The sequence below is a fragment of the Saccharospirillum alexandrii genome, from assembly GCF_004000275.1.
In the GTDB taxonomy this organism is placed as follows: domain Bacteria; phylum Pseudomonadota; class Gammaproteobacteria; order Pseudomonadales; family Natronospirillaceae; genus Saccharospirillum; species Saccharospirillum alexandrii.
In genome coordinates this window covers 102601-129423 of record NZ_RCIP01000003.1, presented here as the reverse complement: position 1 = coordinate 129423, position 26823 = coordinate 102601, and the positions used below count along the sequence as shown (strand labels likewise).

Genomic DNA, 26823 nt, shown 5'->3' with positions numbered 1-26823 from the left:
CATTTAAAACAGAAATTCGTCAGGCTCTGAAATAGGGTTCACGGTGAGCATTCGCCAGAATCAGGGTCTGGGGGGGCGTAAGATTGAATTTTACGAAGGTAAAACCATGCCAACTTACTTTCTGTATACCAGACAACAGCGGTCTTCAGCCACTTTGCTTGTGGTTAATGCGGGCGTTGCGCTCTTTCTCTATTGGGCAGCCCACACCTATCTCCCGACGCTCACGAGTGATACCGAAGCGCTTAATCAACTGCTTTACGTTCTGGATATCGCTATTTGGGTGGTTGAAGCTATGTTGCTTGGGTTAGCACTGTGGTTTTGGATTGAAAATAAGCAAGTTGAGGTAAAGGTCACACCAACCACCCTGTCTTACGTCGACCCGACCTTTGGTGATGTGAGCTGGGAGGTTAACACGGCCGACATCACGGAGTTGAAGCAAGTCAGCGATGTTAGGAACGAGTTTTTATCAAACGTGATCCTGCTCAAAGACGGAGGGCAAAAGCAACTCATGTACGGGAACTATCGCGGGTTTGATCGGCGGGCTTTTTTCGATGCGCTGGTATTAGCCAACCCGAACATCACCGTTCCGGACAGTCTGTATCGGTATAAAATGCAGCGGCCACGGTGGGCAAAGCGCATTAGAAGTAAAATTGGACTCGATAAGAACCGCTAAGGATCTGATGGGGCACTTGCAATCGGCGGCTATCAAAAACCATCTTCTTATAGCTTGCGTTAATGGACGGGGCGGGTGCCTTTGCCCTGTACCGGTGTCGATTCAGGCGGGCTGGCGCTGGTCGAATGCCTGGCGCGCCTTATTCACCTCCGGCAGTTTCTCCTTCGTCCAGCAATACAGTGCCTTGTAGGGCTGCAACAGGCTTTGGCCGATGTCTGTTAGTTCATACTGTACCGCTACCGGTGAGCTGCTGATAACATCGCGGGTGACAATGCCGTTGCGCTCCAGGCGTCTTAAGGTCTGGGTCAGTGACTTCTGGGAAATACCTTCCAATAGTCGCTTGATGTCGTTGAAGCGACGCGGGTGCTGCTCAAGGACGGTCAGAATCATCATCGTCCACTTGTCGGCAATTTCGGCAAATAGAACTCGATTTGGGCAATGGGCGGTAAAACACGGATTGTCGGCCACAAGGTTTCCTCAAGGTAACTTGGTGCAATTGAAGTGCCTAATTTACACTAGGTATAAAAAATATACTATGTGCGCCGTTAAACACCCGAACAGGAAATTCTTTTGATGTCTGCAGATTCTATTGATACATCCGTTCTCTTCCAGCCCGTTGAACTGGGCTCTCTGACCCTTAAAAATCGCATTGTTATGGCCCCTATGACGCGCAATATGGCGCCCGAAGGCATTCCCGGCCAAGCCAATGCCGACTACTATCGTCGTCGTGCCGAAGCGGATGTCGGCCTGATCCTGTCGGAAGGCACGGTGATCAATCGACCGGTGTCTCGTAACGAACCGAACATTCCCTTTTTTCACGGCGAACAAGCGCTGGCCGGTTGGAAAACGGTCATCGATGGTGTGCATCAGGCTGGCGGTCGTATGGGTCCGCAAATCTGGCATACCGGCACGGCGCCCAGCGGCAGTGGCTGGAAGGCGGAAGGTGAGATGGAAAGCCCGTCCGGTCTGTTCGCTCCGGATAAGCCCGTTGGTAAAACCATGACCGATGCTGATATCGCCGACACCATCGACGCCTTTACTCAAGCCGCAGTAGATGCCAAACGCCTGGGTTTTGATGTGGTTGAAGTGCACGGCGCTCATGGTTATCTGATTGACCAGTTTTTCTGGGCAGGTACCAATCAGCGGACCGACCGCTGGGGTGGCGACACGGTGCTGGCACGTGCCAACTTTGGTGTTGAAGTCATTAAATCGATCCGCCAGGCGGTGGGTGCGGATTTTCCCGTGCTGTTGCGGTTAAGCCAATGGAAACAGCAGGACTACAAAGCCAGGCTGGCGCAGTCACCAGCGGAAATGGACGCATGGCTCGGGGTTCTGGCCGATGCCGGAGTGGATGTTTTCCATTGCTCGCAACGCCGTTTCTGGGAAGCCGAATTTCCTGAGGTTGATGGTGAAAACGGATTGAACTTCGCGGGCTGGGCGAAAAAGCTGACCGGCAAACCCACCATCAGTGTTGGTTCGGTGGGCCTCGATGGCGATTTCTTCTCTGCCTTTGGCGGTCACAGTTCGCAGCGCACGGAGCTGGATCAATTGGTGCAGCGCCTGGAGCGCAAAGAGTTTGATCTGATCGCCGTCGGGCGGGCCTTGTTGGGCGATCCCAACTGGGCGCAGAAAGTGCAACGTGGTGCCAGCGATGAACTGACCGGATTCGAACCGGCGCAACTGGCAGAGCTGGTCTGATCTGACCAGCATTCACTGTACCGGTGTTCAGCAACGGCTAACACCGGTTTCAGCCAGACTCGTTCGTGACACCCCCGATAAGTGGCGTCGCATCGGCAATGGGACGGGGTGGCCTGGTCGCTCAGCTATTGCCTGGGCGTCAAGCGCCGACAGTCCGAACCCGGGTATCAGGTAGAGAACAGTCGCTCACAGGTCACTTCCGTTTTAGCCAGCCCAAATAAGGAGGTCCATGACCATTCGCCGGGGTTGAGGACAAACTCATCAGTGATGTTCAGCCCATTGGCTATCTGCATATCGCTCACCGGCACTCCATCGCTATAGCCCACCGTATGGTGGCTGCTGAATATTTCCTGTCCAGCCAATAAACTCTCGGTGATGGCTTTGGAGTGGATAATGAGTTGGATGCTTTCGGCTCGTGAAATGCCGACCCCCTGTCCGTTGACATTCCCCGAGGCGATTCGAATGGCAACCGAAACACAGGATCCGTCATTCTGCCTCGCTACCAGCTCACCTTTGCCGACAATCCCCTCTAGCCTCACCAGCCTGCCTCGTTTTGGCGATTCGATAAAAATCATTCCCATGGGTAAGACACTATCGCTCAAAGCGGGCTCGGGTGAGTCAGGTTCAGGAACCGGAACGCTGCCGAATGCACCGGTTATGGCGACACCGGCCAAGAACAGGCTCGCAATCGTGCCAATACAGTATGAGCGTTTCATTCGTGACCCCCGGTCGATGCGTTGATATGGATGTTGCCCTGATCCTCGCCTGGCTGTGCGAGTAGCCAGATGAGCCACAGGACCCCGATAACAGGGATCACAATCAGCAGCAGGCACCACCCCGATTGCCCGATGTCGTGGAGTCGTCGTACACTGACCGAGAGGGTCGGGATCAGTGCAAGGGCACTGTAGAGTCCCTCTAAAGCGCCGTACCCATGAAGGCTGGCATCGATGCCAACCAGGATCGCCGAGATCAGTAAGTTAACCAGCATGAACTGCCAGAAAGCCTGGCGAGAGGCGTTTCCTGACCATTGAAAGGACCGTTTCCAGCCGTCCAGGTACTCGTACATAATGTTGTCCTCCTATCAATTCCAGACACCTCAATCGTCGGCTGTGCTAGCGTCGTAGGCGTCCTCAATCGGGTTCGAGGACGTACTGGAAAGCGATTGAGGCCACACTGGCGATTAACTTGCTGATTACAGGTTCCTATGATTTTTGTGCCACTCCCCTTTGTCGTTGCATTGTTACTGGTTATTCTGGCTATCGTACTGATTGCACAGCAACGGCCTGTTGGCCTGGCAACCTATATGTTTATCGGGTTGTGCGCGGCCGTTCCCGTCATCGTGGGAATCAGAGCGTTGACGGATATCCCTCTATTCAGAGCGTTGCAACCGGCCGTCGCATCCTGCGTTCCTGTCGCTGCCTGGTATTGCTTCGCCCGGGCTCACCATCACAAGACAGCCTTCCTGGTTCATGCGCTGTGGCCACTGCTCGTTATACTGGGCTCGCTAACCTATCCTTTTTGGAACCCACCGCTGGATCCTCTTTTGGCGTTCATCTATTTGGGATATGGGGTTGCTCTGATTCGGGTGTCCTTCAGTGCCGACAAAGTGCCCGGTCAAGTGCGGCTTTCCCAGGCGGGTACCGCGATCGTGGCTGAGCGATTCGCCGGCGTACTGTTGCTACTGTCCGCAATGCTCGACATTGTCATCAGCGTTGATATGGCTACATTTCAGGGGGTGCATGCCGATGCGATTCTCAGCATTGGGCACTTCATTCTACTGCCGGTGCTCTCCGGGATGGTGCTGTTAATTGGCATGAGCAGGGTACCGTCAGACCGTCGAGGCCAGGTGGCACAGCCGGCTGAGCAAACAGCGGGCAGCCCTATTGACGACAACCCGAGCTCGGAGCTTTCTGATGATGCGGCCAAAGCGATCATTAAGGCCGTGACGGCGTTAATGATTGAGAAAGAGGTATTCCTGGACCCAGACCTGACACTGGACAGGTTGGCTCGCAAGTCCGGAATACCGGCGCGACAGATATCGGTGGCAATAAACCGGGTGTATAACAGAAACATTTCGCAAGTTGTAAATGAATACCGCATTGAGCGGGCCAAGGAATTACTGGCCAATACCACCCACTCGATCACCCAGGTTTACTTAGAGTCTGGTTTTCAGACCAAGTCCAACTTTAACCGGGAGTTTCTTCGGGTAACTCAGCTAACACCAAGCGCGTATCGTCGGTCACTGAAGGCGTCATGATGGGATACTGCAGTGTACGTTAGGTGGGCGTCTATGTTGGCTGTTGCAGATACACTTGCACCGCAACTCGCTGCTAATATGCCGGACCATGAGCTATGGACGGGTTTTCTTCGGGATCCGGGTGGTAACCTGGTCGGTCTGATGGAAGAGAAGCGATAACCCACTTTTAGTGTAAAGGTACCGTACGAAAGTCCCTTACGTGATTCAATTGGGCTAAAGCAATGAAGCGCCTGCCTTTTCTGGCTATCAGTGGCAGGGTAATGATTGCTTGTATCAAGTCAACAGGGCGTCATTTTCTGTCGAAAGTTGATATGAAGATGATTCAAAATTCGCTGTTAGCGGCTTCATTATCATAAGTTGCCACTAGTGGTTCAATGGATTAACCGGCAAGTTTTTTTAAAGGTGGCAGGATGCAATGTAAGCTTGGTAGTTTTATGGCTCTATTCAAATGTGCAGTGTTAGTCGCAGTTCTCACCTCCATTGCGGGTTGTGCTCGTTTTGTGAAGTACGAGTATGAGTCGCATGTGTTTCCGCTCGATGATGAAAACGAGCTAGTGGTCTCTACGTTCCCATCCTGGTTTCCAGCAACAAAAAATCATATCCCTTTTTTATACAAAAACTCGCATGCTCCCCAGTCAGTTAATTTTGAATTTTTTGTGCGGGCCACGGGTACCACTGCTGGACGTAACCCAAACATTGAATCAATACTCGTAAGAAATTTCTCCTATGAATTTCCGGGGCAGGCACCGGTGGTGTTACTTAGTGACTATACAACTGGCTTCTGGCAGCAAGGTCAGCAACATTTTGACTCGGAAAGCCTGGAGCCAGTCCCCTGTGTTGATGGCTGGTACGTTCGCGTAAAGTTCGATTTGGTCCTGAATGGTGTGGTTCATAGAGGCGAGAAGGATTTGTACGCGCAGGAGGTATCGACGATGACCCCGCTGCTGTTCGATGCGCTTAGGTAGCCGAAGTGGGCGGCAGTAATAATTAGGCAGAAAGCCCCCGGAGCAATAGCCCCGGGGGCTTGGCACTCGAACCAGGGGTCGAGTCAATCAGCGGCAGTCTGGTTCTGAGCCAGCATCATGAGAATTTCCCGCAAATCATTGCGAATCGTTTCATGCTGCCGGGTCAGAGCGTTCAACTTGTCGTGTACCTGATCGAACTCGGCTTCACGACGTTCTGCCATAACCATCGTCTTGATCTCTTTAACCAGAGACAGGATGGCGCCTTGCGTGTCGGTTTGTTGTGTCATGATTTCCTCCTATGGTTAGCAGTTGACTGCGTTTGTCCTCACCCAGGGCTTTCACCTCAGGCATGCGGACGCTTGGTTGCTTTTCGGTTGGACTCGGTCACCTCTCCGGTGGCCTCTTGTCCAGCCTTGTGATTGATGCTGGTGCTGCTCGAGTTGGCCGCATTGCTCGATGCGCTGGCACCGTCCGGCGCGACTACTGCCACCCCGACCGGCCCGGCTGCGGCGGCACCATAAGGGCCAACGGCGACAGCGACGGTGTCTGATGCGGCAGCGGCGTAGTCGGAGCAAACACTGACTGAGACCGCGCTGGTTTCGGCGACGCCATCGCCGACCGCTGAGCTCGCCGCGCTAGCTGAAGCCGGGCCGTCACCCTGTTCGGCTTCGGCGGCTACGGCCGAGGTCGCCACGGCGTGAGGGCCGCGGTCGACCACCGGTTTTTCCTTGTATTTCTCTTGCTGAGCTTCCGCTTCCCGGTCGGCCGTGGCCTTGGCACTATTGGTGTCAGTGTCCGTATCAGCGTCCGTGTTAGTGTCGGTATCGGTATTACTGTTTGCATGGGTCTTGAGCGTACTCATGGGTCACCTCTTTCGCTGTGGGGTTAGAGTGAAACCACCTGCACAACATGCAGTAGCAGGGTCACACCCGTCACGATGACCAGGATCCCCGACAGGTCGACGAAGAACCCGGTCTTGATCATCTGCCAGACCGGCACCTGGCCAGAACCGAAAACAATGGCGTTGGCCGAGGTCGATATCGGCAGCATAAAGCCGTAAATGGCGGAAAACGTGGCGATCAGCGCTACGACCAGCGGGTTACCACCGCCGGCTTCGGCGACTGGTGGAATAGTCGGAACCAGAACAGTGATGCTCACCAGGTTGGTGCTGATCTCGGAGAACAGAATGGCCGTGCCCGAGGCGAGAAAACTGACAATCAGCGGGCCGACATTGCCGATGCGGTCGGCCAAGCCCGCACCGAAAACCTGAGCCAGGCCGGTCAGTGTCATCAGGTTGCCCAGCGCCAGGGCGCAACCGACCAGCAACACGGGGCCCAATCCATCTGCCGGACATCACGCCAGCGCAGCGTGAAGCCCTCTGTGCGATTGACTGGCATCAGAAACAAGCTGCAGGCAACCAGAATAGCGACGACGGGTGGTGGCAGCCGTTGCACCAGGAACAGGTGTGGTGCCGAACCATGACCAAAGATCAAGGCCATCAGTGCTGGCAGCAGCCACAAGAAGACCGCCAGACCGAAGGCGATGGCCGTGTTCTTTTCGCCGCGGCTCATTCTGCCCAACTGGCGACGGTGTTCGGCCAGATGCTGTTGAGCATTGGGCAGCGTGCGCACTTCCGGACGATTGATCAGGATGACGATGGTGACCAGCAGCAGAAACAGAACCGCGACGATGGGTACTGCCAGCGCCATCCAGCTGCCTACTGAAATCAACACGTCGAATTCGGCTTGTATAAACTCGCGGCCCACCATATTGGTGGCATCACCAAAGGGCGTCATCAGCGCACCGACGGTGGCGCCGTAGGCGGTAATCAGCATCAGTGCCGTGGCGAAACGGAGGGGGTGGTGGTTGGACAGGTCCGGGCGTTTTTCATGAATGTCTGGCGAGAGCGCTTGCACCAGGCCAATGGCGATCGGTACCAGCATAGAGGCCACCGCGCCGTTATCGATGACACCGGACAGCAGGGCCGCAAGCAGGCCGAACGCAAAGATGATGCGCGTGGTTGAATGGCCAATACCCGGTAGTGACAGCACGCCCAGGGCAACCCGCTGCCCCAGGCCGTATTTCACCATAGACAGCGTAATCATAAAGCCGCCGATCAACAGAAACAGGGTTGGCGACGAGAACGCACCGAAGACGGTACGGGCAGGCGCAACATTGAACACGACGGTTAGCGTCAGGCCGAGGATGGAGGTCACCGGAATGGGAATGGGCTGGGTGATCCAGTAGGTAACGGTCATAAAAATAACCGCCAGCAGCGCCTGCTGCTCCCAGGTCAGGCTCAGGGGAATCATCAGGATGGCCAGCATCAGTGTTGGTCCGAGTAACAGGCCTATTACTTTGGTTCGGGTGAAAGGTGGCTTGTTGGACGTTGGCGTTTTGGTTTCTGGAAGAGCCATGTCGGCCTCCTTCGCTGCTCAGGAGCCTCAACGCTAGGCCAGGGCAATGCAGACGACCATGGGTTGAACGGCCAGACTTTTGGACAAGTCGGCAGGCATGGGCTCAGGAGCGGTGATGTACCCGAAAAGAGTCAGGGTTCGAGCAGGCCGTTCTGGATGGCGCGATACACCGCTGCGGGTGCGTTAGGCACGCCCAGTTTGGCGAAGAGATTCTGGCGGTGGTTTTTGACCGTGGACGAGCTGATGTGGAGCAGACGCCCGGTTTCGCTGTTAGACAACCCCTGAGCGATCAGATAGAGCACTTCCAGTTCTATTTCTGAAAAACGCGGTAATGGATGGGGTGACTGTTCTTGCTGGTGATTGCTTTGGTATTGCAAAAACGCTTGCAGAGATGATTGCGCATCGGGAGAGAGGGCTACATCCCCAGAGGCCGCAATTTCAATCGCTTCGGCAATACGACCAGCAGGCGTCTGGCGGGTAATGTATCCGGCGGCACCGACTGTCATGGCGCGGTAGATGACCTCTCCTCTGGGATGAATGGCTACCAAAATCACCCGGACGGCCAGGCCGCGAACTTTAATGGCGTCTAGTGTTTGCCAGCATTTTTCATTGTCTTGTTGTTCGATTAACGCAACATCTGGCTTTAGGCGTTGCAACTGTCGCAGCGGTTGACGGCTTGCGTCATTCTCTCCTACCAGTAACAACCCTGGGGCGTCGGTAATAAGACAGCGTAATCCATACCGCAATAACGGGTAGCTGTGTGAAATGAAGACTCTAATATCCACTGAGTTAGACCTGTGTCTAGCCCGAACTCTGGATATTACCTGGTGCCGGGTTTAAACAAGGCGAGCCGGCGGGTGTGAACCGCAAGGAAGATGGAGGGTGTGGCAGAGTGATTCACAGGGGCCTTTTGCATCGTAGCCTATCCTTGTCAGTGTTAATGAGAGTCCCGGGGACTTCAAAAAAGGTACGACTGACCAAGATTGACTAGCGGTTAGGGCGCCCTTCTATGGTTCGCCGGGACTTCGTAGGGTCCGCCGTACTGCTCTTGCAATAATCCCCCATTGTTAATGGGAGCTAAAAGTAGCGCTCAGGCCACAAGGGCCAACTTCAATTATGCGATGTAGTGCCGCACAGCGTCATATTCGGACTCTCTTTGTTATAAGTCCAGAGGCGATGGGTCGCAAAGCACTAAACTTGGGCAATGCTGTTGAAAGAGCCCTGGTGAACATGCACAACAAGCGCCAATCTGCCGGATAGAGTCCCGATGAAATTCATACTTATTGGCTATCAATGGGGGCTTTTTAATAGCCAAAAAGATAGTCCTAACGTGGATACCCGGCTGCCTCTGATGCCCGAGATTCGACACTCGATCTCCACCAAATTAGTCGGCGTGATCTGACGCAGCGACTGGCTGCCGCGTAAAAGACGACTGGGTATGTTTGGTTGGTCTCATACCCAGGTGAGTGTCTCAGAGGCGCTGTCCGGTCGTTTTTTTGGACGAATCGCGGTTTGTATTTTGTTGGCTATAATCCCCTAAAGTTTACCTGCTAAGCAGCCGTTACAATGCTAGCGCTATTGCCCACCCAGACGATGGTATCTTTATGTTTTTTAATCGAAGCTCAAAAGCCGAAATAGCCAGACTAGAAAGTAAGCTGTTCAAGTTGAAGCAGGTTAGAAAAAGCCTGGATGCAGAAATGCTGGTGCTGATAATAGACGGCTCAGGCACCATTACGGCGCAAAACAAGAATACGGCCGATGAGCTAGGGTACTCCGATGAGGAAATAAAGGGCAGAAAGCTCCTGGAATGCGTGCCTGAGAATGCGAGAGATACACCGCATTTTGCTAGCCTTAAGAGCGCCCTGGAAAACAGAGAACACTGGGTTGGTGCCATACAATTTCTGAATGCACATGGCAAGCAAGAATGGCTGAGGTCAGTGTTTCAGCCAGTCGTAGATGAAGCAGGTAACCTCGAGGAATTTACGCTACACAGCACCGTTCTCACTCGCACCATTGATACGTCCAGAGCCTATCAGGATCTGGTTGAAGCACTGAATCGCTCAACGGCGTTAATCGAGTTTGATACACATGGTCATGTGATGCATGCGAATGACCTTTTTCTGGATGCTATGGGTTATTCCATGGATGAAATAAAAGGGAAGCACCATCGAATTTTTTGTGATCCTGAAGAAGTGGCTTCCAGCTCTTATGCCCGTTTCTGGGAAAGGCTGGCCAACGGTGAAAGCGTTTCTGACCGATTTAGGCGAATCAGCAAGAGTGGCAGAGATGTCTGGCTAGAGGCCTCGTACAACCCTATTTTTAGCCAGGATGACGTGCTTTACAAGGTGGTTAAGTTTGCCACTGTTATCACAACCGAAGTTGAAAGAGAAAAGGCCGTAGCCTCTGCGGCAGACATTGCTTACAGCACCTCAAAAGAAACCGATGCCATGGCCGATGAGGGTGCCCAGGTTATTGAAAAAACCCTTAATGTCATTCGCGAATTGTCCACCCAAATGGATCTGGCGGGAGAGGAAATATCGGCCCTGGACAAACAATCGCAACTGATTGCCAGTATCGTACAGAGCATAAGCAGCATTGCCGATCAGACCAACCTGCTGGCACTTAATGCGGCCATTGAAGCAGCCCGGGCCGGGGAGCAGGGGCGGGGTTTTGCGGTAGTGGCCGATGAGGTTCGCCAATTGGCTTCAAGAACCAGTAACGCCACCGAGGAAATTGCGGAAGTAGTGCAAAGAAATCAGAACCTGACACAGTCTTCGGTCAACGCGATCAAACAGAGTAAAGAAAAAGCACAGCAAAGTTTGGAGCTGTCCAGTGAATCTGGCCGCGTTATGAAAGAAATCAAAAAAGGCGCGCAGCAAGTTGTGAGCGTTGTCAGCCAGTTTGCCAATCAGCTGAAATAGGCTGGGTTTACGTGTCCAAGGAGGACAATTCTAAGTTAGAAGGAAGCCTGTGACCTCATTATAAAAGGTGGGGTAACAAGCGGTATGGTTTACCCTAAATTACTGCTTTGGTTGGCGTCCAGGTATCAGTTTCGCAGCGTCGGTGGTTCGTCCGCCGCTACTATCGCTGCCGCGCTAGCTGCGGTGGCTGAATGTAACCGGGAGGGAGGCGGCTTCGAACTCATGGTGACCTGTGGTTTGTCTGAAGAATGTACGCCTCTTTCAACCGGCCAGCACAGGAACCACGACTCATGTCTTGAATCGATAGGCTACGAGATTTAACCTGACCAGGGTGCTTGAGTGTGAAGTGCAGGCTGGTTCCATCACACCGTGTTAGGGTGTGTTGGAATCATGCGGAATAACGTCGCTCTGTGATTCGTCGATGACAGCGTTTTTGCCGCTTACTTTTACCTGGTACAGAAGACTGTCTGCCCGGTTTAGCACGTCTTCCCCTGTTGTGTCGGTGTCGCCACTGGTTGCCAGGCCGGCACTTAGGGTCAATGTTTTCAATGGGCTGGCGGGATTGCCGATGCCCAGCCGGCGCACTGCCGTAATGGCTCTGTCCGCAATTGGGCGCGCTTCTTGCTGACGCGTATTGGGCAAAAGGATGGCCAGCTCTTCACCGCCGTACCGGTACACCTGATCCCCGGGTCTCAGGGTGTGGGTGATGGCTTCAACCACCTGCTGCAAGGCTTCGTCGCCGCGAGTATGGCCAAATTGGTCGTTGTAGGTTTTGAAATAGTCCAGGTCGCACATCAGCAACGAAAAACTGTCACCGCCTTTCTTGAATCGTTTGAAATGGCGTTGGAGGTCCTGGTCGAAGGCGCGCCGGTTTTGCGCGCCGGTCAGGGCATCTTCCAGCGCTTTTTCCATCCAGGATACCTGGGATTTCAAAGAACGATTGGTGTGTCGTCTCTGGAGTTCATAAAACACAAGAAACAATACACCCATGGAGTAGGCAATGCCGGTAACGGTTAAAAACCAGCGCTGACTGCGATCGAGGCGTTCGGCCATGTGCAGGGCACGTGTCTGACGCAGTTCCCACTGATGTTGTTCAATGGACGTTGCGCACTGAATGACGGGGTTGACGGTGCGCACGACGGACGCCAGATCGGTCGTGGCGGGACTCGTTAGGCGATCTAACAGTTGACCGAGTTGGTTCAAACTCGGTTCAGTGCACTCATAACGCTCCAGATAGAGCCCAACATTAAGGAAGCTGTAGGCCAGTTCGAATTGAAAATAGCCGTCTTCGAACTGCGCTTCATCCAGCGGCTCCGTGGCCAGTATCGTGAGCCCGTTTTGCAAATACTCGCGAGAACGGGTGATGATCTGGCGGCCTACCTGTGGGTCGCCCACCGGGCCGAAATGGCGTTGCAGGTCCGGATAAAACCAGCGTACTTCGTACACCACCCAGGCCGCAACAACACCGAAGCTCAACGTGGCTAGCCACAACCACCAGGATAACCGGTTTTGCGGCAGGTTCACTCTACCGCCCTGATCTGTTGAATCATCCATACCCATTCGGTGAAGTCCCGCAGTATGTTCGGATCGCGATTGCGCAGGTCTTCCTCTACCAACCTGACCGGACCATGGGTTCGTAACGTCAGTGGCCGGTCGTTCTCGTGGGTCATGAGAATCCAGTTTTGGTCTTGCCAGTTGGAGATGACGACGGTGTAACCATCGTGTGCCTGAAGTTCGATACTGTCGGGGGTACCTTCGAAGTGCTGCGATACAAAGTCTGCCAGGCGAATGCCCTGGATTGAGATCTGATCGCGCCGGAAAGGTTCATAAATAGCAATGGAGACGTTTGCCTGGGTGTGTAGCTCCTCCAGGTTCATCACGCGGCTTTCAGTACCTTGAATCAGCGTGATGCCCTCGCGATGGTTCGTCGACCACGCCAGCATGGGTAGGAATAACGAAAGCGAAATAAGTGCCTTGTACAGCATTTTCACGGAAAGCCCTCTTGTCCGTTGAGACCTTGAAACGCGATGTTGGTACGTCAGGTTGTGTCAGCAGCCCCTCCACACAACCGAATGTACAGCGTAGCTTTCAGGTTGGCTATTGACCGGTAGTCGTATGCTTCTGCCGGACCTCGGGGTTGAAGAGGATGAAAAAGGGCATTGCGCTCTTGAACATCATGGCCCCGAAGGTCGCGGTATCGGTCAAAAAACGTCCGACAGTGTACATGGACTCTATTGAGCGAACCAACAAGAAGTTACCGGGCCTGTTTACTCCCCGAGGTGTGCCGCCAGGCCAGCCGGGATGCGGCTGGGTTCAAAGATCTCGATCCAATAGCCATCCGGGTCTTGAATAAAGGCGAGGTCGTTCATTTTGCCGTCTTGTGGACGTTTCACAAAGGGCACGCCCAAGTCTTCAAAGCGGGCGCAGGCATCGTTTAGGTTGGGCACAGCAAAGCCGATGTGGCCAAAGCCGCGAGGGTCGCTGTTGCCATTGTGGTAGGCAACCGCATCATCCTGTTCCGAGCCCCAATTGTAAGTCAGTTCGAGCATGGCTGGGCGGCTGAACGTCTGTTCTGTGCGTGTGTCGGTGTCGGTTGCCCAGTTTTTGAGGTCGGCCGGGTCTACGGCAGCCAGGAAGTAGAGGGTAAATTGCATGTCGGGAAAGGGCAGTTTGCGTACCAGCGTCATGCCCATCACGCGGGTGTAGAAGTCCAGTGAGGCTTGAGGTGACTTAATGCGCAGCATGGTCTGGTTGAAGACAAAGCCTTCGGTTGCCGGGTCGCGTGCTTCGCTCAGGCCTTCGGCCGTTTCAAAATGGCGGCTCATCGTTACTCCTGTTGTTGCTTGAAGGGTTATCGGCGCACAGTAAAGCCCAAACACCGGGTTGGCTCAAGCGTCAGGGAAGGGCAAGCCGCCGAAGCCCGGGCTGTACTTTTGAAATGAAAAGTGTACACTTTTCAAAATTTCCCCCGGAGTTCCTCTTGTCAGATTCGACCAACAAGCCAGGCGGCTGCTGCAGCCGTGGCGGCGCCCGGCCCGGCTGTGGCCGTAAACCCGGCATCAAAACACGGCCGGTTCGTCTGCCGGTTTGGTTGCTCGACGCCCTCGAACAGCAGGGCGATGTTCGCCACGCCATTATCCGTGCCTGTCAAAACGAGTACGGCATCGAGCCGCCCACCCACTGCACCGAACCATCCGTCTGCAGCACGCCTGAGAAGGCCGATGACTAAACGCCAGTTCATTCTTCACTATTTCTTGCTGAATAAGTGGTCGTATCTGATTGCTGTGGTTTGTATTTTCGTGGTCAATTGGCTGCAGGTTGAGATACCGCGCTACATTCAGCAGGCCATCGATCTGCTTGGCAAAGCCGATCAGGCGGCCCGCAGCAATTTGAATGAGTACGTACTGTGGGTGGTTGCGTTTTCGCTGATCATGGTCGGTGTGCGCATTCTGTCGCGAATGTATTCACTGAACCCGGGGCGAATTACCGAAGCGCAGTTGAAGAACGATTTGTTTTTTCGGCTGAATCGATTACCCAACGCCTATCATCAGCGGTTTCAGTCCGGCAAGCTGATTTCGATCATCAACAATGACATGAACGGCATCCGGCTGTTCTACGGCATTGGCTTCCTGCAGACCGTGAATGTGATCTTCGCGCTGACCTTGACGCCGATCTGGATGTGGCGCATTTCGCCCTCGCTGATGCTGTATTCGGTCATTCCGGTGGCGCTGGCGTTCATTGCCTTCAACCAGGGCTTTTTGCGAATGCGCAAGTACCAGGCCGAGCGCATGAATCGGTTGCAACGGCTTTCCGAACAGTTGATGAACTACCTCTCCGGCATCGACTTGATCAAGAACCAGCAGATGGGCCCCTGGGTGTTGGCTGAAATCGAGCAGGTGAACGGCCGCCTGCTGGATACCATTATGCGAGTGACCCGGATACAGACGTTCATTCTGCCGTTGCTGGATTACGCCAACGACCTGATGAAGGTCGTGATTCTCGGGTTCGGGGGTTACATGGTGCTGCAACAGGGGCTGACGCTGGGGGAAATGACCGCCTTCCTGTCGTATTCCGCGCTGTTGGCGTTGCCACTGGCGCAACTGGGCCGGATCGCCGTGGTCTATCAGATGGGGATGGTCAGCATCGAAAGTGTTCAGTCCATTATGAACGCCGAGATACCCGAGACGGATCGTACCTTGCTTGAGCCTGCGTCCTCGGCGCCGGTCGGGCGAACCCTCAGTGTGCGTCATCTGAACTTTGCCTACCCGGGGCAGGAGACCCTGGCGCTGAAAGACATCAGCTTCGATATTGGGCCCGGCAAAAAGGTGGGTGTGCTGGGCAGCATCGGGGCCGGGAAAACGACACTGGTCAATTGCATTAACCACCATCTCGAGGTTCCGGAAGGGCATATTTTCTGGGGCGAGGACGACATTGCCCGACTGCCGCGCCGGCAGTGGCGTGGCACAGTGCGCACCATCACCCAGGAGCCCTATTTGTTTTCCGATACGGTGGAAGCCAATGTCCGCTTCGGAACCGATGGGCAGTCTATCGACAAACATCAGATCGACGAGGTTCTGGCGTTGAGCCAGTTGAGCGACGACATCTCGCGCTTTCAGGATGGCGACCAGACTCTGGTAGGCGAGAAGGGCATTATGCTCTCCGGCGGCCAGAAGCAGCGTCTGAGTATCGCGCGGGCACTGCTCAGCCCGGCCGATCTGATCATCATGGACAATGTCCTCTCTGCCGTGGATTACGAGACGGAGCGCAAAATCCTCGGTGGCCTGTTCAATCGCATCGGGCAGCAGTCGGTGCTGGTGGTCTCGCATCGCATCAGCGCTCTGGAAAATCTGGATAAGATTCTGGTGCTGCACGACGGAGAAATCATTGCTCGGGGCACTCATGAGCAATTGCTCGACAGCAGCGATTACTACCGGGAAACCTGGGAGCTGCAGCAGCACGATGTGGAGGAAACCGCATGATCAGGGGACTCGACATCAGCTACATTCGCCGTTTTCTGCAATTTGCGAAGCCCTACAAAACCTGGGGCCTGATCGGCGTCGCGATGTTGCCATTGTCCATCGCGAGCAACCTGCTGTTTCCTTGGCTGACCATTAAGATTATTGACGACTATCTGTCCGTTGGTGAGTTCGAAGGCTTGCCCTTGCTGATTGGGCTGATGGTTGGCGTGGTTGCTGTCAATTACATCGCTGATTCCTGTTATTCGTTTTTCCTGAGAAAAACCGGGCAGTTCACACTGTTTGATATTCGCATGGTGCTGTTCCGACGCATCCTGAAATTGCCCCGAACCTATTTCGACCGGACACCGGCGGGCGTTACCCTATCGCGCCTGACCAGTGACTTGGAAGCCATTTCCGATTCCTTTGTCATGGGTGTTTTGTCGATGGTGCGGGACCTGATCAATACCATCGCCTTGATCATTCTGATGCTGGCCATCGACTGGAAGCTGACGTTGATCGTGCTGACCGTTTTTCCGCCGGTGCTCTACATCACCAAACTGATTCGCGACAAACTGCGCAGCATGTATCAGATTACCCGCAGCGCTCTGGCCAGGGGCACCGGTTTTTTGCAGGAGTGTCTGCTCGGCGTCAAGACGGTGCAGCTGTACGGAGCCGAAGAGGAAGTTGAACGACGCTATGCCGACTATACAGAGTCGTTTTTACAGGCCCAGTTGAAGTCGAACAAATATGATGCCGTGCTGTTTTCCGTGATTACCGGTGTGACCACCATCACCATTGGTCTGATCATCTGGTACGGCTCCGGCAAGGTGGTGCAGGAGGCGGTGACGCTCGGTGTGCTGATCGCCTTCATTAACAACATGGAAAAAGTCTTCGTACCGCTGCGTGATTTCACCGGACAGATCGCCGCTATTCAGCGCTCGTTCGCTGCGTTCGATCACATCGACGAACTTTTTCAGGAACCGCTGGAGGAAGACGGCCGTGACCTCATCAGTAAAGAGACGCTGGGGGATCGGTTGCAGACTTTCGAGTCGCTGGAGTTTCGGGATGTGTCTTTCCGTTACGCGGTTGACGCCCCCTGGGTGCTGAAAGACGTCTCTTTTCGGCTGGAAAAGGGCCATCAGCTGGCGTTGGTGGGCACAACCGGTTCCGGCAAATCGACGATTCTGCGGTTGATCTCAAAAGTCTACCAGGATTACGAAGGCAGCATTCTGCTCAACGGCATCGAACTGTCGTCTTTATCGATCGAAGACGCCATGCCTTTGTTTTCTCTGATGCAGCAGGATGTGTACCTGTTCGACGAAAGCATTGCTTTCAACATTGGCCTCGGTAAACCCTCGGTAGACCGGGAACAGATACACGAAGCCGCTCGCTATGTGTATGCCGATGGCTTTATCAAAACACTGCCCGGCGGGTATGACATGGAGCTGGACGGCAATGGCGGCAACCTCAGTGCCGGTCAGACGCAATTGATTTCCTTTGCCCGGGCTGTCGCCCAGGGCGGCCAGGTGATTATGCTTGACGAAGCGACCAGCTCCGTCGATTCGGTGACCGAAAACCTGATTCAACGGGCGATCAGCCGACTGTTTAAAGAACGGACCGTGATCGCCATTGCACACCGCCTGAGTACGATCCGGCACAGCGACACCATTCTCGTGCTCGACCAGGGGCGCATCGTCGAGCAGGGTAACCATGAGCAGTTGCTGGCGCAAAACGCCGTGTACGCCGGGTTGTTGCAACAGGCCGACAACCCGGGTGATGCCGACGGCCATGATGGCGAACCTAATGCTGTAACCTGAGTAGACAACGGCCGGAGCGGGCTGCATAGTGCCCCGATAAAGGGACATGAGGGCGGGGCCATGGCGCTGGACATCTGGTTGATTTATCTGGTTGCGGTCATTGGGTTGTCGTTAACACCCGGGCCCAATAGCCTGCTCGCGCTGACCCATGGCGCGCTTTATGGCCACCGGCGGTCTCTGTTTACCATCAGTGGTGGCACGCTTGGTTTTATTATCGCCATTGCCTTGTCGATGTTTGGTATCGGCCTATTATTGCAGGCCTCAGCCCATGCGCTGATGGTGTTGAAATGGGTCGGGGCGGCGTATCTGGTGTGGCTGGGCATCCAGGTATGGCGCTCACCTCCGCCGCAGGTCGAGAATGTTTCGGAACAGAGATGGGTATCGGGTACCACATTGTTCCGGCAAGGCTTGCTGGCCGCTGTATCAAACCCCAAGGTGCTGTTGTTCTTTGGTGCATTTCTACCGCAGTTTCTGGACCCGAATGCGGCCCTGTTGCAGCAGTTCGTGATCATGGCGCTGACCTTTGCCGTGGGTGAGTTCTTTGTCGAGTACGGGCTGGCACGATTGGCTTTTACCATTAGGCCCTGGCTGGCCCGGGTCGGTAAGCGGTTTAATCACGTCTGTGGCGGGCTGTTTATTGCCATTGGCTCAGCCTTACCGTTTACCAGTCATTAACATCGGCGTTTTATGAGCGGGATGCCTGCCCTGCATTCCGGTTAACGGTTCCTCAATAGCTGTTCGTTCTTGGGAGATTAATTGGATGTGGGTGCTCCCTGGTTGGCGCAGTCCGTGTTGTTTCTGGCGCATCGAGCCAGGTCAGTAAAGGCACTGCGCCACGGTTGTTCAGCCCAATGTCTTTTTTAAGGTGATCGCTCAGATGAGCCAAGTCCAGGCGCATGGCCCGCTGGTGTTTTAACCACTTGGCGCGCTGGTATCGTGATCTGATGACGTTCAGAAGTTGACGGGTCCACATGGCTGCTTCCTCATGGTTGCTGTGTTTGATCTGAGCACGGCCATGCTAATTCCTCATGTTAACTTGAGGTCAAGTATGAATGACGAAAATAATAGGGCAGGTGACAGGCCAGTTCAGATGGCTCGCTGGTCTAGCCAAAACAAGGAAATAACCGAATGAAAATAACAAAAAGCGCCATGGACGCGGCCGTCGCGGAAGGCATTCTCTCGCAGGAGCAATCCTCGCGGTTGCTGGCGTTTCTGCAAGCCCGACCGGAGGTGGGTCCAAGCTTCAGCCTGACCCATGTGCTCTACTACCTTGGCGGGCTCATTGCCATTGGCGCCATGACCTTGTTTATGGGCCTAGGCTGGGAAGCCTTTGGTGGCTGGGGCATTGTCTGTATTTCGTTTTTCTATGCGGCAGGCGGGTTACTGCTTGCCAACCGGTTTCAGAAGCAAGGTTATGCCATTCCAGCGGGCATATGTGCCACCTTCGCGGTGTTTCTCACGCCGTTGTTCATCTACGGGTTTCAGCAAGGGCTGGGTGTCTGGCCCGAAGGCAGTGAGTACCGTGATTACCACCGGTACATTAAGTGGCATTGGCTTTATATGGAGCTCGGTACGCTTGCCAGTGGTGTCATTATTGCCCGGCTATACAAGTACCCGTTTCTGGTTTTGCCGATCGCTTTCACTCTGTGGTACTTATCGATGGATCTGGCGGCCATGCTGGTGGGTGAGCGTCCCGATTTTGAATTGCGGTCGCTGGTATCGCTGTATTTTGGTTTGCTGATGCTGGGCCTGGCATTCTGGGTGGACATTCGGGCCAGGCATTCGGCGGATTACGCGTTCTGGCTTTACCTGTTCGGTGTGTTGACGTTCTGGGGTGGCCTGACCGCACAGCATTCTGACAGCGAGTTGTCGAAACTGCTGTATTTTGGCATTAACCTGTTAATGATGGGCTTGGGCGTGATGCTGGTGCGCCGGGTTTTTGTGGTGTTTGGTGCGCTGGGCAGTAGCTTTTATCTCGGGTACCTCGCCCACTCGGTGTTTGAAGAGAGCCTGCTGTTTCCGATTGCGCTAACGGCGATTGGCCTGGCGATTATCTATTTGGGAGTTCTTTGGCAGAAGAATGAGCACGCGCTGACTGCAAAAGTACGGGGTTGGCTGCCTGTTGCCTTTCGGGAATTGCTGGACTCGAAAAACCGCTAGAGAGCCTCTGAATCACTCCCCCCGGGTTCTGGCTTATCCGAGGGGCGTTGCCACAAGGCGGACTCATGCAGGCATGTCCAGACCTTGCAAATGAGTCCAACGCGGAGAGATCTTCCTAAGACGCCCACATCAGTGACCATCAAACCCCGGTTTCTGAGCGCGTCACGTGATGGACATCAGATAGAATCTTCGAATGATAATCAATACCATTTATATTGAGTGTCATCCTTCGAGCTGATACCCTCCGGGCCGCTGGTTACCAGCTGGCACTGTTCATCAGGTTAACAAAGGGTCTTCGCAGGTGCGGGAAACTCAGGTCTACCCGGCTAACCGGGCTTTTTCCGTAGGGGATTTTCTGTCGTTTGGGCAGCGCTTCGGCATAGATTACCGCTTCCCCGGATTGAGATCCCACCGTCGGGGATTGGATCATCAGGCGGTGGCCCGGGGTGTTGTTCGACAATGGACCTTGGCTTCCGGCTTTCGGTTTACCCTGTCTGATTTGAATGTGCTGCACCGGTACGAGTCGATCTCTCTCGGCCAGTCACCGTTATTGATTGTGATTGTAGTGGAAGGCGCCATCAGCCTGGAGGTGGGTGCCTACCGTTGTGAGCTCAAGGCCGGCCAGGCACTCAGTTTGCAGCTGCGGGCGGGCCACGCCTTGCATGCGGTGCAATGCCCCGGGCCACGGCTGAAGACAGTAACACTGGCGCTGAACCCGGCGACGCCGGGTCAGCTTGGCGCACTGAGCCCGTCGCTGGCGCAACTGCTGCGGGCGTCGCCATCGCCCGTTCATGCCTGGCGGGTGCCCGTCAACCTGTTGACCACTCTGCAGCAGGCTCTCGAGTCGGAAGCGGCAGACCTGGCCGGTCAACTGGTGCTGGAGGGCCTGGCCCTGCAGCTGGTGGGGCACGGGCTGTCCGGCGAGCCGATGGCCATGGCGGCCAGCCGGGGGGTAAGCCCGGCCGAGTTTCAACGACTGGAGCGCATCCGGCAACAGCTGGAACTGGCCCCCACCGACGACTACAGCCTGCACCAATTGGCCGGTCAGGTGGCGATGAGCCCCAGCAGTCTGCGCGCCAAGTTCAGCCGGGCCTACGGCATGCCGGTGTTCGAGTATCTGCGCCATTGTCGCCTGGAGCTGGCGCGTTCGTTGCTGCAACAGGGGTTCAGCGTTCAGCAGGCCGCCCACCGGAGCGGATACCGGCACGCCACCAATTTCGCGACCGCGTTTCGCAAGCAATTTGGGGTGTCACCCAGCGACATCGCCTGAGTAACCGCCGGATTTGTCGTTGCGCATACGCAGCCTGTCAGGACGCATACGCGCAACGGGCCTCAAAAAGTAATAATTCTCATTACTATTTTATGAGATGTCACTTGAGGTCCAACCCCATGTTCCAACCTTCCTTGTTGTCCCGGTCTGTCACGCTGGCTATTGCCGGATTGGCAGGCTCCTCTGCCATGGCTGAACAGGTGGCAGCCGACGACCAGCCCCACAGCCTCCAGCTGGATGCTGTCTCGGTCACCGCTTCCGAAGGCGCGACCAAAACCGAAACCCCTTTTCTGGAAACCCCCCAAACCGTGTCAGTTATCAGCCCGGATGATTGGGAATCGCAGGGTGCCAGGTCCGTCCAGCAGGCCGCCCGTTACAGCCCGGGCGTCGGCACCAACCAGGTGGGTGCCTCCAACCGGTACGATTACCTGATTCTGCGTGGCTTCTCGGATGGCAGTATCAACAATACCTACCTGGACGGACTGCGGGTGATGAACGACGGTGGTTCCTACAGCTCGTTCGTTATCGATCCGTGGTTTCTCGACCGGGTTGAACTGGTCAAGGGGCCGGCTTCGGTGCTGTACGGCCAGGGATCGCCGGGTGGCCTGGTTGCGCTCAGCAGCAAGCAACCGGAATTTGAACGCAGTGGCGAAGTGCGGCTGACCACTGGCAGCCATCAGCAAGGCAGCCTGGCCTTCGATCTGACTGGCCCGGTGGATGACGACCATGCCTTTGCCTATCGGCTGACCGGGCTGGCTTCCGGTGCCGATGGCCAGCAGGATTTTGTGAAAGAAGAGCGCTATGCGATCGCGCCGTCGATCACCGGCTACCTGACCGACGATACCAGCCTGACCGTGCTGGCCTATCTGCAACATGAACCGGAAGGTGGCTACCACAGCGGCCTGCCCTATGAAGGTACCGTTGAGCCGCGCAATGGTCAGACCATCGATAATACCTTCTTTGAGGGGGAGCCTGGCTACGACCGGTTCGAGCGGGACACCACCTTGCTGGGGTATGACCTGGAGCACAGCTTCACAGACAACTGGACGGTCCGTCAGAAAGCGCGCTACTTGTCGGCCGAGGTGTCGCTGGCGCAAGTCTATGCTTATGGCTGGGCCAACGATACCGAACTGACCCGCTATTACTCCGGGGGTGACGAGCAGTTGCAGGCCGTCACCCTGGACAACCAGGTGCAGGCGGATCTGAGGACCGGGCCGGTGGAGCACAGAGTCCTGGTTGGTGTGGATTACCAGCAGCGCGACAACGAGGTGGTCTGGTCCTCGGGGGTCTTTCCCAACATCGACGCCTTTGACCCCGACTATGGAGCCGAACCCAGTGCCATGTACCCGGCAGTGCGCAATGAGCGCGAGCTGCGCCAGACCGGGCTGTACCTGCAGGATCAGCTCGCCCTGGGCGGCTGGCACCTGACCGTGGGCGGCCGCCACGACTGGGTGGCGATCAACAATACCAACAAAGACACCGACGTTGTCGCACAACTGGATGATACCCAGTTCAGTGGACGGGCGGGCCTGGTGTATGCGTTTGAAAGCGGGGTCGCGCCCTATGCCTCTTATTCCACCTCATTCTCGCCCAGTGCCTATACGGATGAAGGCGGCGATTTGCTGGCGCCGAGCCAGGGCAGGCAGATCGAAGCCGGGGTGAAAGTTCAGCCGACAGGCTCTCAGGATCAGTACTCGCTGTCCCTGTTTCGCATTCACCAGGAAGACCTGGCGACCAAGCTACCCCAGGAGAGTTTCTACCGGAGCATCGGTGAAATGCGCTCCCAGGGGGTTGAGTTGGAAGCCCGTAGCCAGCTGACCGACCAACTGAAGGTTCAGGCCAGCTATGCTTATACCGATGTGACCTTCGAGCAGTCGGAACCCTATCGCGAGGGCAAGACCGCCAGCCAGGTGCCCAGGCATCAACTGAATGTCTGGGCGGATTACCGCTTTGGCCGTGGGTTGCTGGAGGGCGGCGAAGTGGGTCTGGGTGTGCGCCATGCGGCTGATATCTACGCTGACGATGCCAATACCAAAAAGGTTCCGGACTACACCCTGCTGGACCTGACGGTGGGTTACGATTTCGGCGCGCTGGGTGCCAACGGCCTCACCAGCCGGGTAACGGTGAACAATTTGCTCGACGAGTCTTACGTAGCGTCTTGTTACAACAGTCTGGATTTCTGTTATTTCGGCGCCGAGCGGACCATTACCGCCGCGGTGTCGTACGCCTTTTAAGGGCCGGCCCGATCAGCAAAAGCGCGCTAACCGGGATACACTGAATGCATTACACGGTAAGGGCCCGGCACTCATGGCCGGGTCTTGCCTGGAGGTCGGATGGCGCGTGGTATCACCCAATGTTCTTCGGCGCGGTTGAAACCATGTTGGATGGCCCTCGGAGATCCTGGACAGGTAATAACCAAAGTAGGCACGAGTATCTGGCCCTAATCTAGATCCATGGGATGTACCCGACATTCATAATTCCGGTTTCTCGACCCTGTAGATATCTCTAGAGACGTTGCGTAATCAACGTCGTCACCTTCGGGGGGCTAGTTATGTCGCATGTAGAGTTGATTCAACACACCTGAACCTGCTGCTGCAAGTGCAGCCGTCGCCTTATTATCCGTGCACACCCATCCACTGCGATGTTCAGCACAGCGCTGGCGACGAGTAGCATTACCGCCCGGTCGAATCGGAATTCGGCGAAGGCGGAATCGATGAAGAAGCCGAGCGTGGGGATACCGAGCATGCCGAGAATTGCTGTCTCGCGGATGACGGTTTCGAAGCGGTAGAGTGAAAATGCCAGGAACAGCCGGAACTGGCGCGGTAGCACCTCGAAGAAATAACGGTTTAGGCCCCGGGCGGCATCGTCGCGCAGCACCAGGGTGTTGCTGTACTGGCCGATCAGGTGGGCGATGATGGCGCCGTTGTGCAGGCCAAGCGCGATAATCGCGGGCAGCATGCTAGGGCCGAGCAAGATGAGCGCAATAAATGCCAGCAGGTATTCTGGCAGGGAACGCAGAATCACCAGCACGCCGTGGCTTAGGCCTCGCGTCCAGCGGTTGCCGAATAATCGTGAAACGGTTGGGAACAGCATCACGCCGAGTAACCCCATTACCACCAGGGACAGCATGGCTAATACCAGGGTGTTAATAAGCCCCGGCCAAAGCTGGCCTTGCCACAGATCCATAAACCAGGGCAGTGCATCCATGCCGCTACGCAACGGGGCGGGCACAATGTCGTGCGTCAGAAATTGCCAGATCAGGGCGCCGTTTACCGGGGCGACCGGCGGCAGCCACCACAGCGCAGCCAGCAGCATTGCCGGAATCATCCAGCCCCGGCACCAGCGATGTTGGGTGGCAATCAGAATCAGCAGGGCATAGAAAAACGGTGCTGCCTCAGCGTAGAAGCCCTGGCGCAACAGACTTTCCAGATGGTAGCCCAGCGTTGGCAAACCAATAAAACCGAGCACGGCGGAGCTGCGAATGCCGCACTCCAAACGGTAGCGGGTGTAGGCGGCGAGGTTTGGCCAGGCTTGGGGGAGGGTAGTGAACATCAGGCTCGACAGTCGGCTGGCGTTGGCCGGTAATGCCTGGCGCGGCGCCGGGTCGGTCTCCTCGAACAGTTCGCCGTAGACCTTGGCGAATATTCCAGCATAGGGGACAGCAATGGCCAGTACACCGGCCAGAGTACTCAGCCCAAACAACTGAATAAACAGCAGCGCCCAGAACAATTCATGCACCGCACGCAGCGAGGCGGCAAGCCAGCGAACAGCGCGGCGCCGGTACAGCAATGCCAGGCCAAAGCCTGCGATGGCACCCAAAGCCACGCCCTGGAAAGCGAAGGCCAGGGTGCTGGCTATGGCCTCGGCCAGGGTGCGGGTGGTAGGCCATTGTGGCCACAGCAGGCCTTGGGCCAGGCGCCCCAGTTCACGGCCGGGGTCCAATGTATGCACAGCAATATCGGCCCAGGGCAGGCACAGCAGCGCCAGTAGAATGAACAGGCCGGTGGTGCGGCGCATGGCGCCAGTATCGCGAAGCTGAAGGCGCGTGGTCATGATGCGTCTGATGGATAAAGCGGTTTGATGTCGGCGCTGGTCAGTTGGTCGCTCGGGCTATCGAATGCCACCCGCCCGGCCCGAATGCCAATGATGCGGTTGCAGTGTGCCAGGGCCTGGTCGATGTTATGCAGGGCGAGCACAACGGTCTCGTGTTGTTCGCATATCAGGGTGAGCAGGTCGGCACCCTGGCGTTCGTCGATGGCCGATACCGGCTCGTCGCCGATGAAGAGGGGGCGTTGCTGATACAGCGCCCGGCCGAGATTGACCCGGCTTTGCTGACCGCCAGAGAGTTGTTCTACAGGTTTCCACAACTGGTCACCCAGGCCCAACCGGTCGGCCAGCTCTGTGACCTCGCGGCGGCGGGCCGGGGTGGGGCGAATCAGGTTCAACAGGTTATAGGCAGTGGCGTATTGATCGAGTCGGCCCATATAGAGATTGTGAAAGACAGGCAGCACCGGCACTAGCCCGGGCTGCTGCGGGCACCAGGCGATACGGTTTGGTTGCTGCTCGCGCAGCGCTCGCAACAGAGTCGTTTTGCCCGCGCCGGATTCTCCCAGTAGCGCCACCCGCTCACCTGGCCGGATGGTGATATCCAGATCGTGCAAAACAGTTTGGCCGCCTACGGTTAGCGCGGCCTGTTGGAGTCGAAACCCGGTCACTGCGCGTCCATGATGCCGATGGTGACGGCGGTGGCTTCAATCGGCGCGTAGTCCGCGTTCGTTGCCGGGATGAAACCGCTGCGCGGGAAGGCGGCGAGCAGATCCGGGTCGGTCATGTCGAGCAGGGCCTGTTGAACGCGCTGGGTAAAGCCGTCGCCAAAACGGGCGTCAGCATCACCGCGGATCGTCCACTGGTAATCCGGATAGGCCGGGGTTTCCCAAATGACCTGCACGGCGTCGGTATCGATATCACCTGCCTCGACTCCGGCGTCCCAAACAGCGTAGTTTACGGCGCCCACGTCATAAGCGCCCGATTCGACCAGGGCGATGGTACGCGAATGGTCGCCGGAAAAACCGACCCGGTTGAACAGGGTTTCCGGCGCTTCGCCGAACTGTTCTCGCAGATAAAACTCCGGCATTAGCCGGCCCGAGGTAGAACCCTTGGAACCAAAGGTGAAGCTTTTACCACGCAAGGTATCGGTCAGCGAATCGGCCGGGGCGAGGCCGGTGCTTTCATGGGCAATAAAATAGGAGATGAAGGCGGTGTCTTCCACACCCTGGGCAATGGCCTGACTGCCCGGCACCAACTGACGCGCCTGAACGCCGGTTAAGCCGCCAAACCAGGCCATTTGCACCTGGTCACTGCGAAACGCGCTGACCGCAGCAGAATAGCTTTTAACCGGAATGTATTGAACGTCGACCTCCAACTGCTGTTCCAGATAGTCCGCGATCTTGCCAAACCGTTCGGTTAACTGGCGTTCGTCCTGATCTGGGATGGCGGTGAACACAAAGGTGTCGGCCAGAACGGCTGGCGTCAGAAGCGATGCGATGCTGACGCAGAGGGTTTTTGTTATCCGGTTCATGGAGTGTGTCCTTGTTGAGGCCCTTGTCGTAAACGGGCATGAGGAAATTGGGGTGGGAGTATATCAAAATACGGCATTGAGCTTGTATTTACCCGGTCATTGTCGCAGA

Annotated in this window: 26 protein-coding genes; 12 read left to right on the top strand and 14 right to left on the bottom strand. The window is 55.8% G+C overall.

Going from position 1 to position 26823, the window contains the following annotated elements; genetic code table 11:
- Positions 1 to 43: 43 nt before the first annotated feature.
- The gene (locus tag EP166_RS14210; protein ID WP_127558233.1) at positions 44 to 673 is read left to right on the top strand and encodes a hypothetical protein; all 630 of its coding nucleotides are present in this window, start codon (positions 44 to 46) and stop codon (positions 671 to 673) included.
- 102 nt (positions 674 to 775) lie between these two features.
- Here EP166_RS14210 and EP166_RS14205 read toward each other — a convergent pair whose 3' ends face one another.
- Positions 776 to 1141, bottom strand: a complete 366-nt coding sequence (locus EP166_RS14205) for a winged helix-turn-helix transcriptional regulator (RefSeq protein WP_220432589.1) — start codon at positions 1139 to 1141, stop codon at positions 776 to 778.
- 105 nt (positions 1142 to 1246) lie between these two features.
- Between EP166_RS14205 and EP166_RS14200 the strand changes: the two genes are divergently transcribed.
- Positions 1247 to 2371, top strand: coding sequence for an NADH:flavin oxidoreductase (locus EP166_RS14200; RefSeq protein WP_127558231.1), 1125 nt, complete (start codon positions 1247 to 1249; stop codon positions 2369 to 2371).
- A 167-nt stretch (positions 2372 to 2538) separates the two neighbouring features.
- On the opposite strand, the gene EP166_RS14195 is transcribed toward EP166_RS14200, so the two are convergent.
- The gene (locus tag EP166_RS14195; RefSeq protein WP_127558229.1) at positions 2539 to 3087 is read right to left on the bottom strand and encodes a hypothetical protein; all 549 of its coding nucleotides are present in this window, start codon (positions 3085 to 3087) and stop codon (positions 2539 to 2541) included.
- Positions 3084 to 3437: a DUF805 domain-containing protein gene (locus tag EP166_RS14190; RefSeq protein WP_127558227.1), complete on the bottom strand. Its 354-nt coding sequence runs from the start codon at positions 3435 to 3437 to the stop codon at positions 3084 to 3086. The genes EP166_RS14195 and EP166_RS14190 overlap by 4 nt, the downstream gene beginning before the upstream one ends.
- Positions 3438 to 3575: 138 nt before the next feature.
- Here EP166_RS14190 and EP166_RS14185 point away from each other — a divergent pair, with 138 nt between their 5' ends.
- On the top strand, positions 3576 to 4628 hold the full coding sequence (locus EP166_RS14185) for a helix-turn-helix domain-containing protein (RefSeq protein ID WP_127558225.1): 1053 nt from the start codon (positions 3576 to 3578) through the stop codon (positions 4626 to 4628).
- 410 nt (positions 4629 to 5038) lie between these two features.
- A complete protein-coding gene (locus tag EP166_RS14175) occupies positions 5039 to 5593 on the top strand; it encodes a hypothetical protein (RefSeq protein ID WP_127558223.1) in 555 nt (184 codons plus the stop codon).
- Positions 5594 to 5676: 83 nt separating this feature from the next.
- On the opposite strand, the gene EP166_RS14170 is transcribed toward EP166_RS14175, so the two are convergent.
- The 5 genes from EP166_RS14170 to EP166_RS14150 all read right to left on the bottom strand — a co-directional run bounded on the left by EP166_RS14170 (position 5677) and on the right by EP166_RS14150 (position 8795).
- Entirely contained in the window at positions 5677 to 5880 is a 204-nt protein-coding gene (locus tag EP166_RS14170) for a hypothetical protein (protein ID WP_127558221.1), read from the bottom strand.
- A 56-nt stretch (positions 5881 to 5936) separates the two neighbouring features.
- A complete protein-coding gene (locus EP166_RS14165; protein ID WP_127558219.1) occupies positions 5937 to 6455 on the bottom strand; it encodes a hypothetical protein in 519 nt (172 codons plus the stop codon).
- A gap of 23 nt (positions 6456 to 6478) precedes the next feature.
- Entirely contained in the window at positions 6479 to 6922 is a 444-nt protein-coding gene (locus EP166_RS21645) for an anion permease (protein ID WP_127558217.1), read from the bottom strand.
- Positions 6883 to 8010 carry an SLC13 family permease gene (locus EP166_RS14155; protein WP_127558215.1) on the bottom strand — a complete coding sequence of 376 codons (1128 nt, stop codon included), beginning with the start codon at positions 8008 to 8010 and terminating at the stop codon, positions 6883 to 6885. The genes EP166_RS21645 and EP166_RS14155 overlap by 40 nt, the downstream gene beginning before the upstream one ends.
- A 131-nt stretch (positions 8011 to 8141) precedes the next feature.
- Positions 8142 to 8795: a response regulator transcription factor gene (locus EP166_RS14150; protein ID WP_127558213.1), complete on the bottom strand. Its 654-nt coding sequence runs from the start codon at positions 8793 to 8795 to the stop codon at positions 8142 to 8144.
- A gap of 819 nt (positions 8796 to 9614) precedes the next feature.
- On the opposite strand from EP166_RS14150, the gene EP166_RS14145 reads away from it, so the two are divergent.
- Entirely contained in the window at positions 9615 to 10931 is a 1317-nt protein-coding gene (locus EP166_RS14145; RefSeq protein WP_127558210.1) for a methyl-accepting chemotaxis protein, read from the top strand.
- A 372-nt stretch (positions 10932 to 11303) separates the two neighbouring features.
- On the opposite strand, the gene EP166_RS14140 is transcribed toward EP166_RS14145, so the two are convergent.
- The 3 genes from EP166_RS14140 to gloA all read right to left on the bottom strand — a co-directional run bounded on the left by EP166_RS14140 (position 11304) and on the right by gloA (position 13756).
- Complete coding sequence (locus tag EP166_RS14140; protein ID WP_164743952.1) at positions 11304 to 12485, bottom strand: GGDEF domain-containing protein; 1182 nt, start codon at positions 12483 to 12485, stop codon at positions 11304 to 11306.
- Positions 12452 to 12922 (bottom strand): hypothetical protein, encoded by a 471-nt coding sequence (locus tag EP166_RS14135; protein WP_127558206.1) that lies wholly within the window; start codon positions 12920 to 12922, stop codon positions 12452 to 12454. The genes EP166_RS14140 and EP166_RS14135 overlap by 34 nt, the downstream gene beginning before the upstream one ends.
- A gap of 276 nt (positions 12923 to 13198) precedes the next feature.
- Positions 13199 to 13756 carry a lactoylglutathione lyase gene (gene gloA, locus EP166_RS14130; protein WP_127558204.1) on the bottom strand — a complete coding sequence of 186 codons (558 nt, stop codon included), beginning with the start codon at positions 13754 to 13756 and terminating at the stop codon, positions 13199 to 13201.
- A gap of 155 nt (positions 13757 to 13911) precedes the next feature.
- Between gloA and EP166_RS14125 the strand changes: the two genes are divergently transcribed.
- From EP166_RS14125 to EP166_RS14095, 7 genes are all read left to right on the top strand, one after another.
- A complete protein-coding gene (locus EP166_RS14125) occupies positions 13912 to 14160 on the top strand; it encodes a hypothetical protein (protein WP_127558203.1) in 249 nt (82 codons plus the stop codon).
- Positions 14153 to 15910, top strand: a complete 1758-nt coding sequence (locus EP166_RS14120; protein WP_127558201.1) for an ABC transporter ATP-binding protein — start codon at positions 14153 to 14155, stop codon at positions 15908 to 15910. The genes EP166_RS14125 and EP166_RS14120 overlap by 8 nt, the downstream gene beginning before the upstream one ends.
- On the top strand, positions 15907 to 17706 hold the full coding sequence (locus EP166_RS14115) for an ABC transporter ATP-binding protein (RefSeq protein WP_127558199.1): 1800 nt from the start codon (positions 15907 to 15909) through the stop codon (positions 17704 to 17706). The genes EP166_RS14120 and EP166_RS14115 overlap by 4 nt, the downstream gene beginning before the upstream one ends.
- Before the next feature lie 60 nt (positions 17707 to 17766).
- A complete protein-coding gene (locus EP166_RS14110; RefSeq protein ID WP_127558197.1) occupies positions 17767 to 18381 on the top strand; it encodes a LysE family translocator in 615 nt (204 codons plus the stop codon).
- 453 nt (positions 18382 to 18834) lie between these two features.
- Positions 18835 to 19866 (top strand): DUF2157 domain-containing protein, encoded by a 1032-nt coding sequence (locus EP166_RS14105; protein WP_127558195.1) that lies wholly within the window; start codon positions 18835 to 18837, stop codon positions 19864 to 19866.
- A gap of 301 nt (positions 19867 to 20167) precedes the next feature.
- Positions 20168 to 21136 (top strand): helix-turn-helix transcriptional regulator, encoded by a 969-nt coding sequence (locus EP166_RS14100; RefSeq protein WP_127558193.1) that lies wholly within the window; start codon positions 20168 to 20170, stop codon positions 21134 to 21136.
- Positions 21137 to 21255: 119 nt separating this feature from the next.
- Positions 21256 to 23370 carry a TonB-dependent siderophore receptor gene (locus tag EP166_RS14095; RefSeq protein WP_127558191.1) on the top strand — a complete coding sequence of 705 codons (2115 nt, stop codon included), beginning with the start codon at positions 21256 to 21258 and terminating at the stop codon, positions 23368 to 23370.
- Between the two features lie 337 nt (positions 23371 to 23707).
- On the opposite strand, the gene EP166_RS14090 is transcribed toward EP166_RS14095, so the two are convergent.
- The 3 genes from EP166_RS14090 to EP166_RS14080 are packed head-to-tail and all read right to left on the bottom strand — an operon-like array spanning position 23708 to position 26714.
- A complete protein-coding gene (locus EP166_RS14090) occupies positions 23708 to 25189 on the bottom strand; it encodes a PhnE/PtxC family ABC transporter permease (RefSeq protein ID WP_220432588.1) in 1482 nt (493 codons plus the stop codon).
- Positions 25186 to 25851, bottom strand: a complete 666-nt coding sequence (locus tag EP166_RS14085) for an ATP-binding cassette domain-containing protein (RefSeq protein ID WP_127558189.1) — start codon at positions 25849 to 25851, stop codon at positions 25186 to 25188. Before EP166_RS14085 ends, EP166_RS14090 begins: the two co-directional genes overlap by 4 nt.
- A complete protein-coding gene (locus EP166_RS14080) occupies positions 25848 to 26714 on the bottom strand; it encodes a putative selenate ABC transporter substrate-binding protein (protein ID WP_127558187.1) in 867 nt (288 codons plus the stop codon). Before EP166_RS14080 ends, EP166_RS14085 begins: the two co-directional genes overlap by 4 nt.
- Positions 26715 to 26823: the final 109 nt, after the last annotated feature.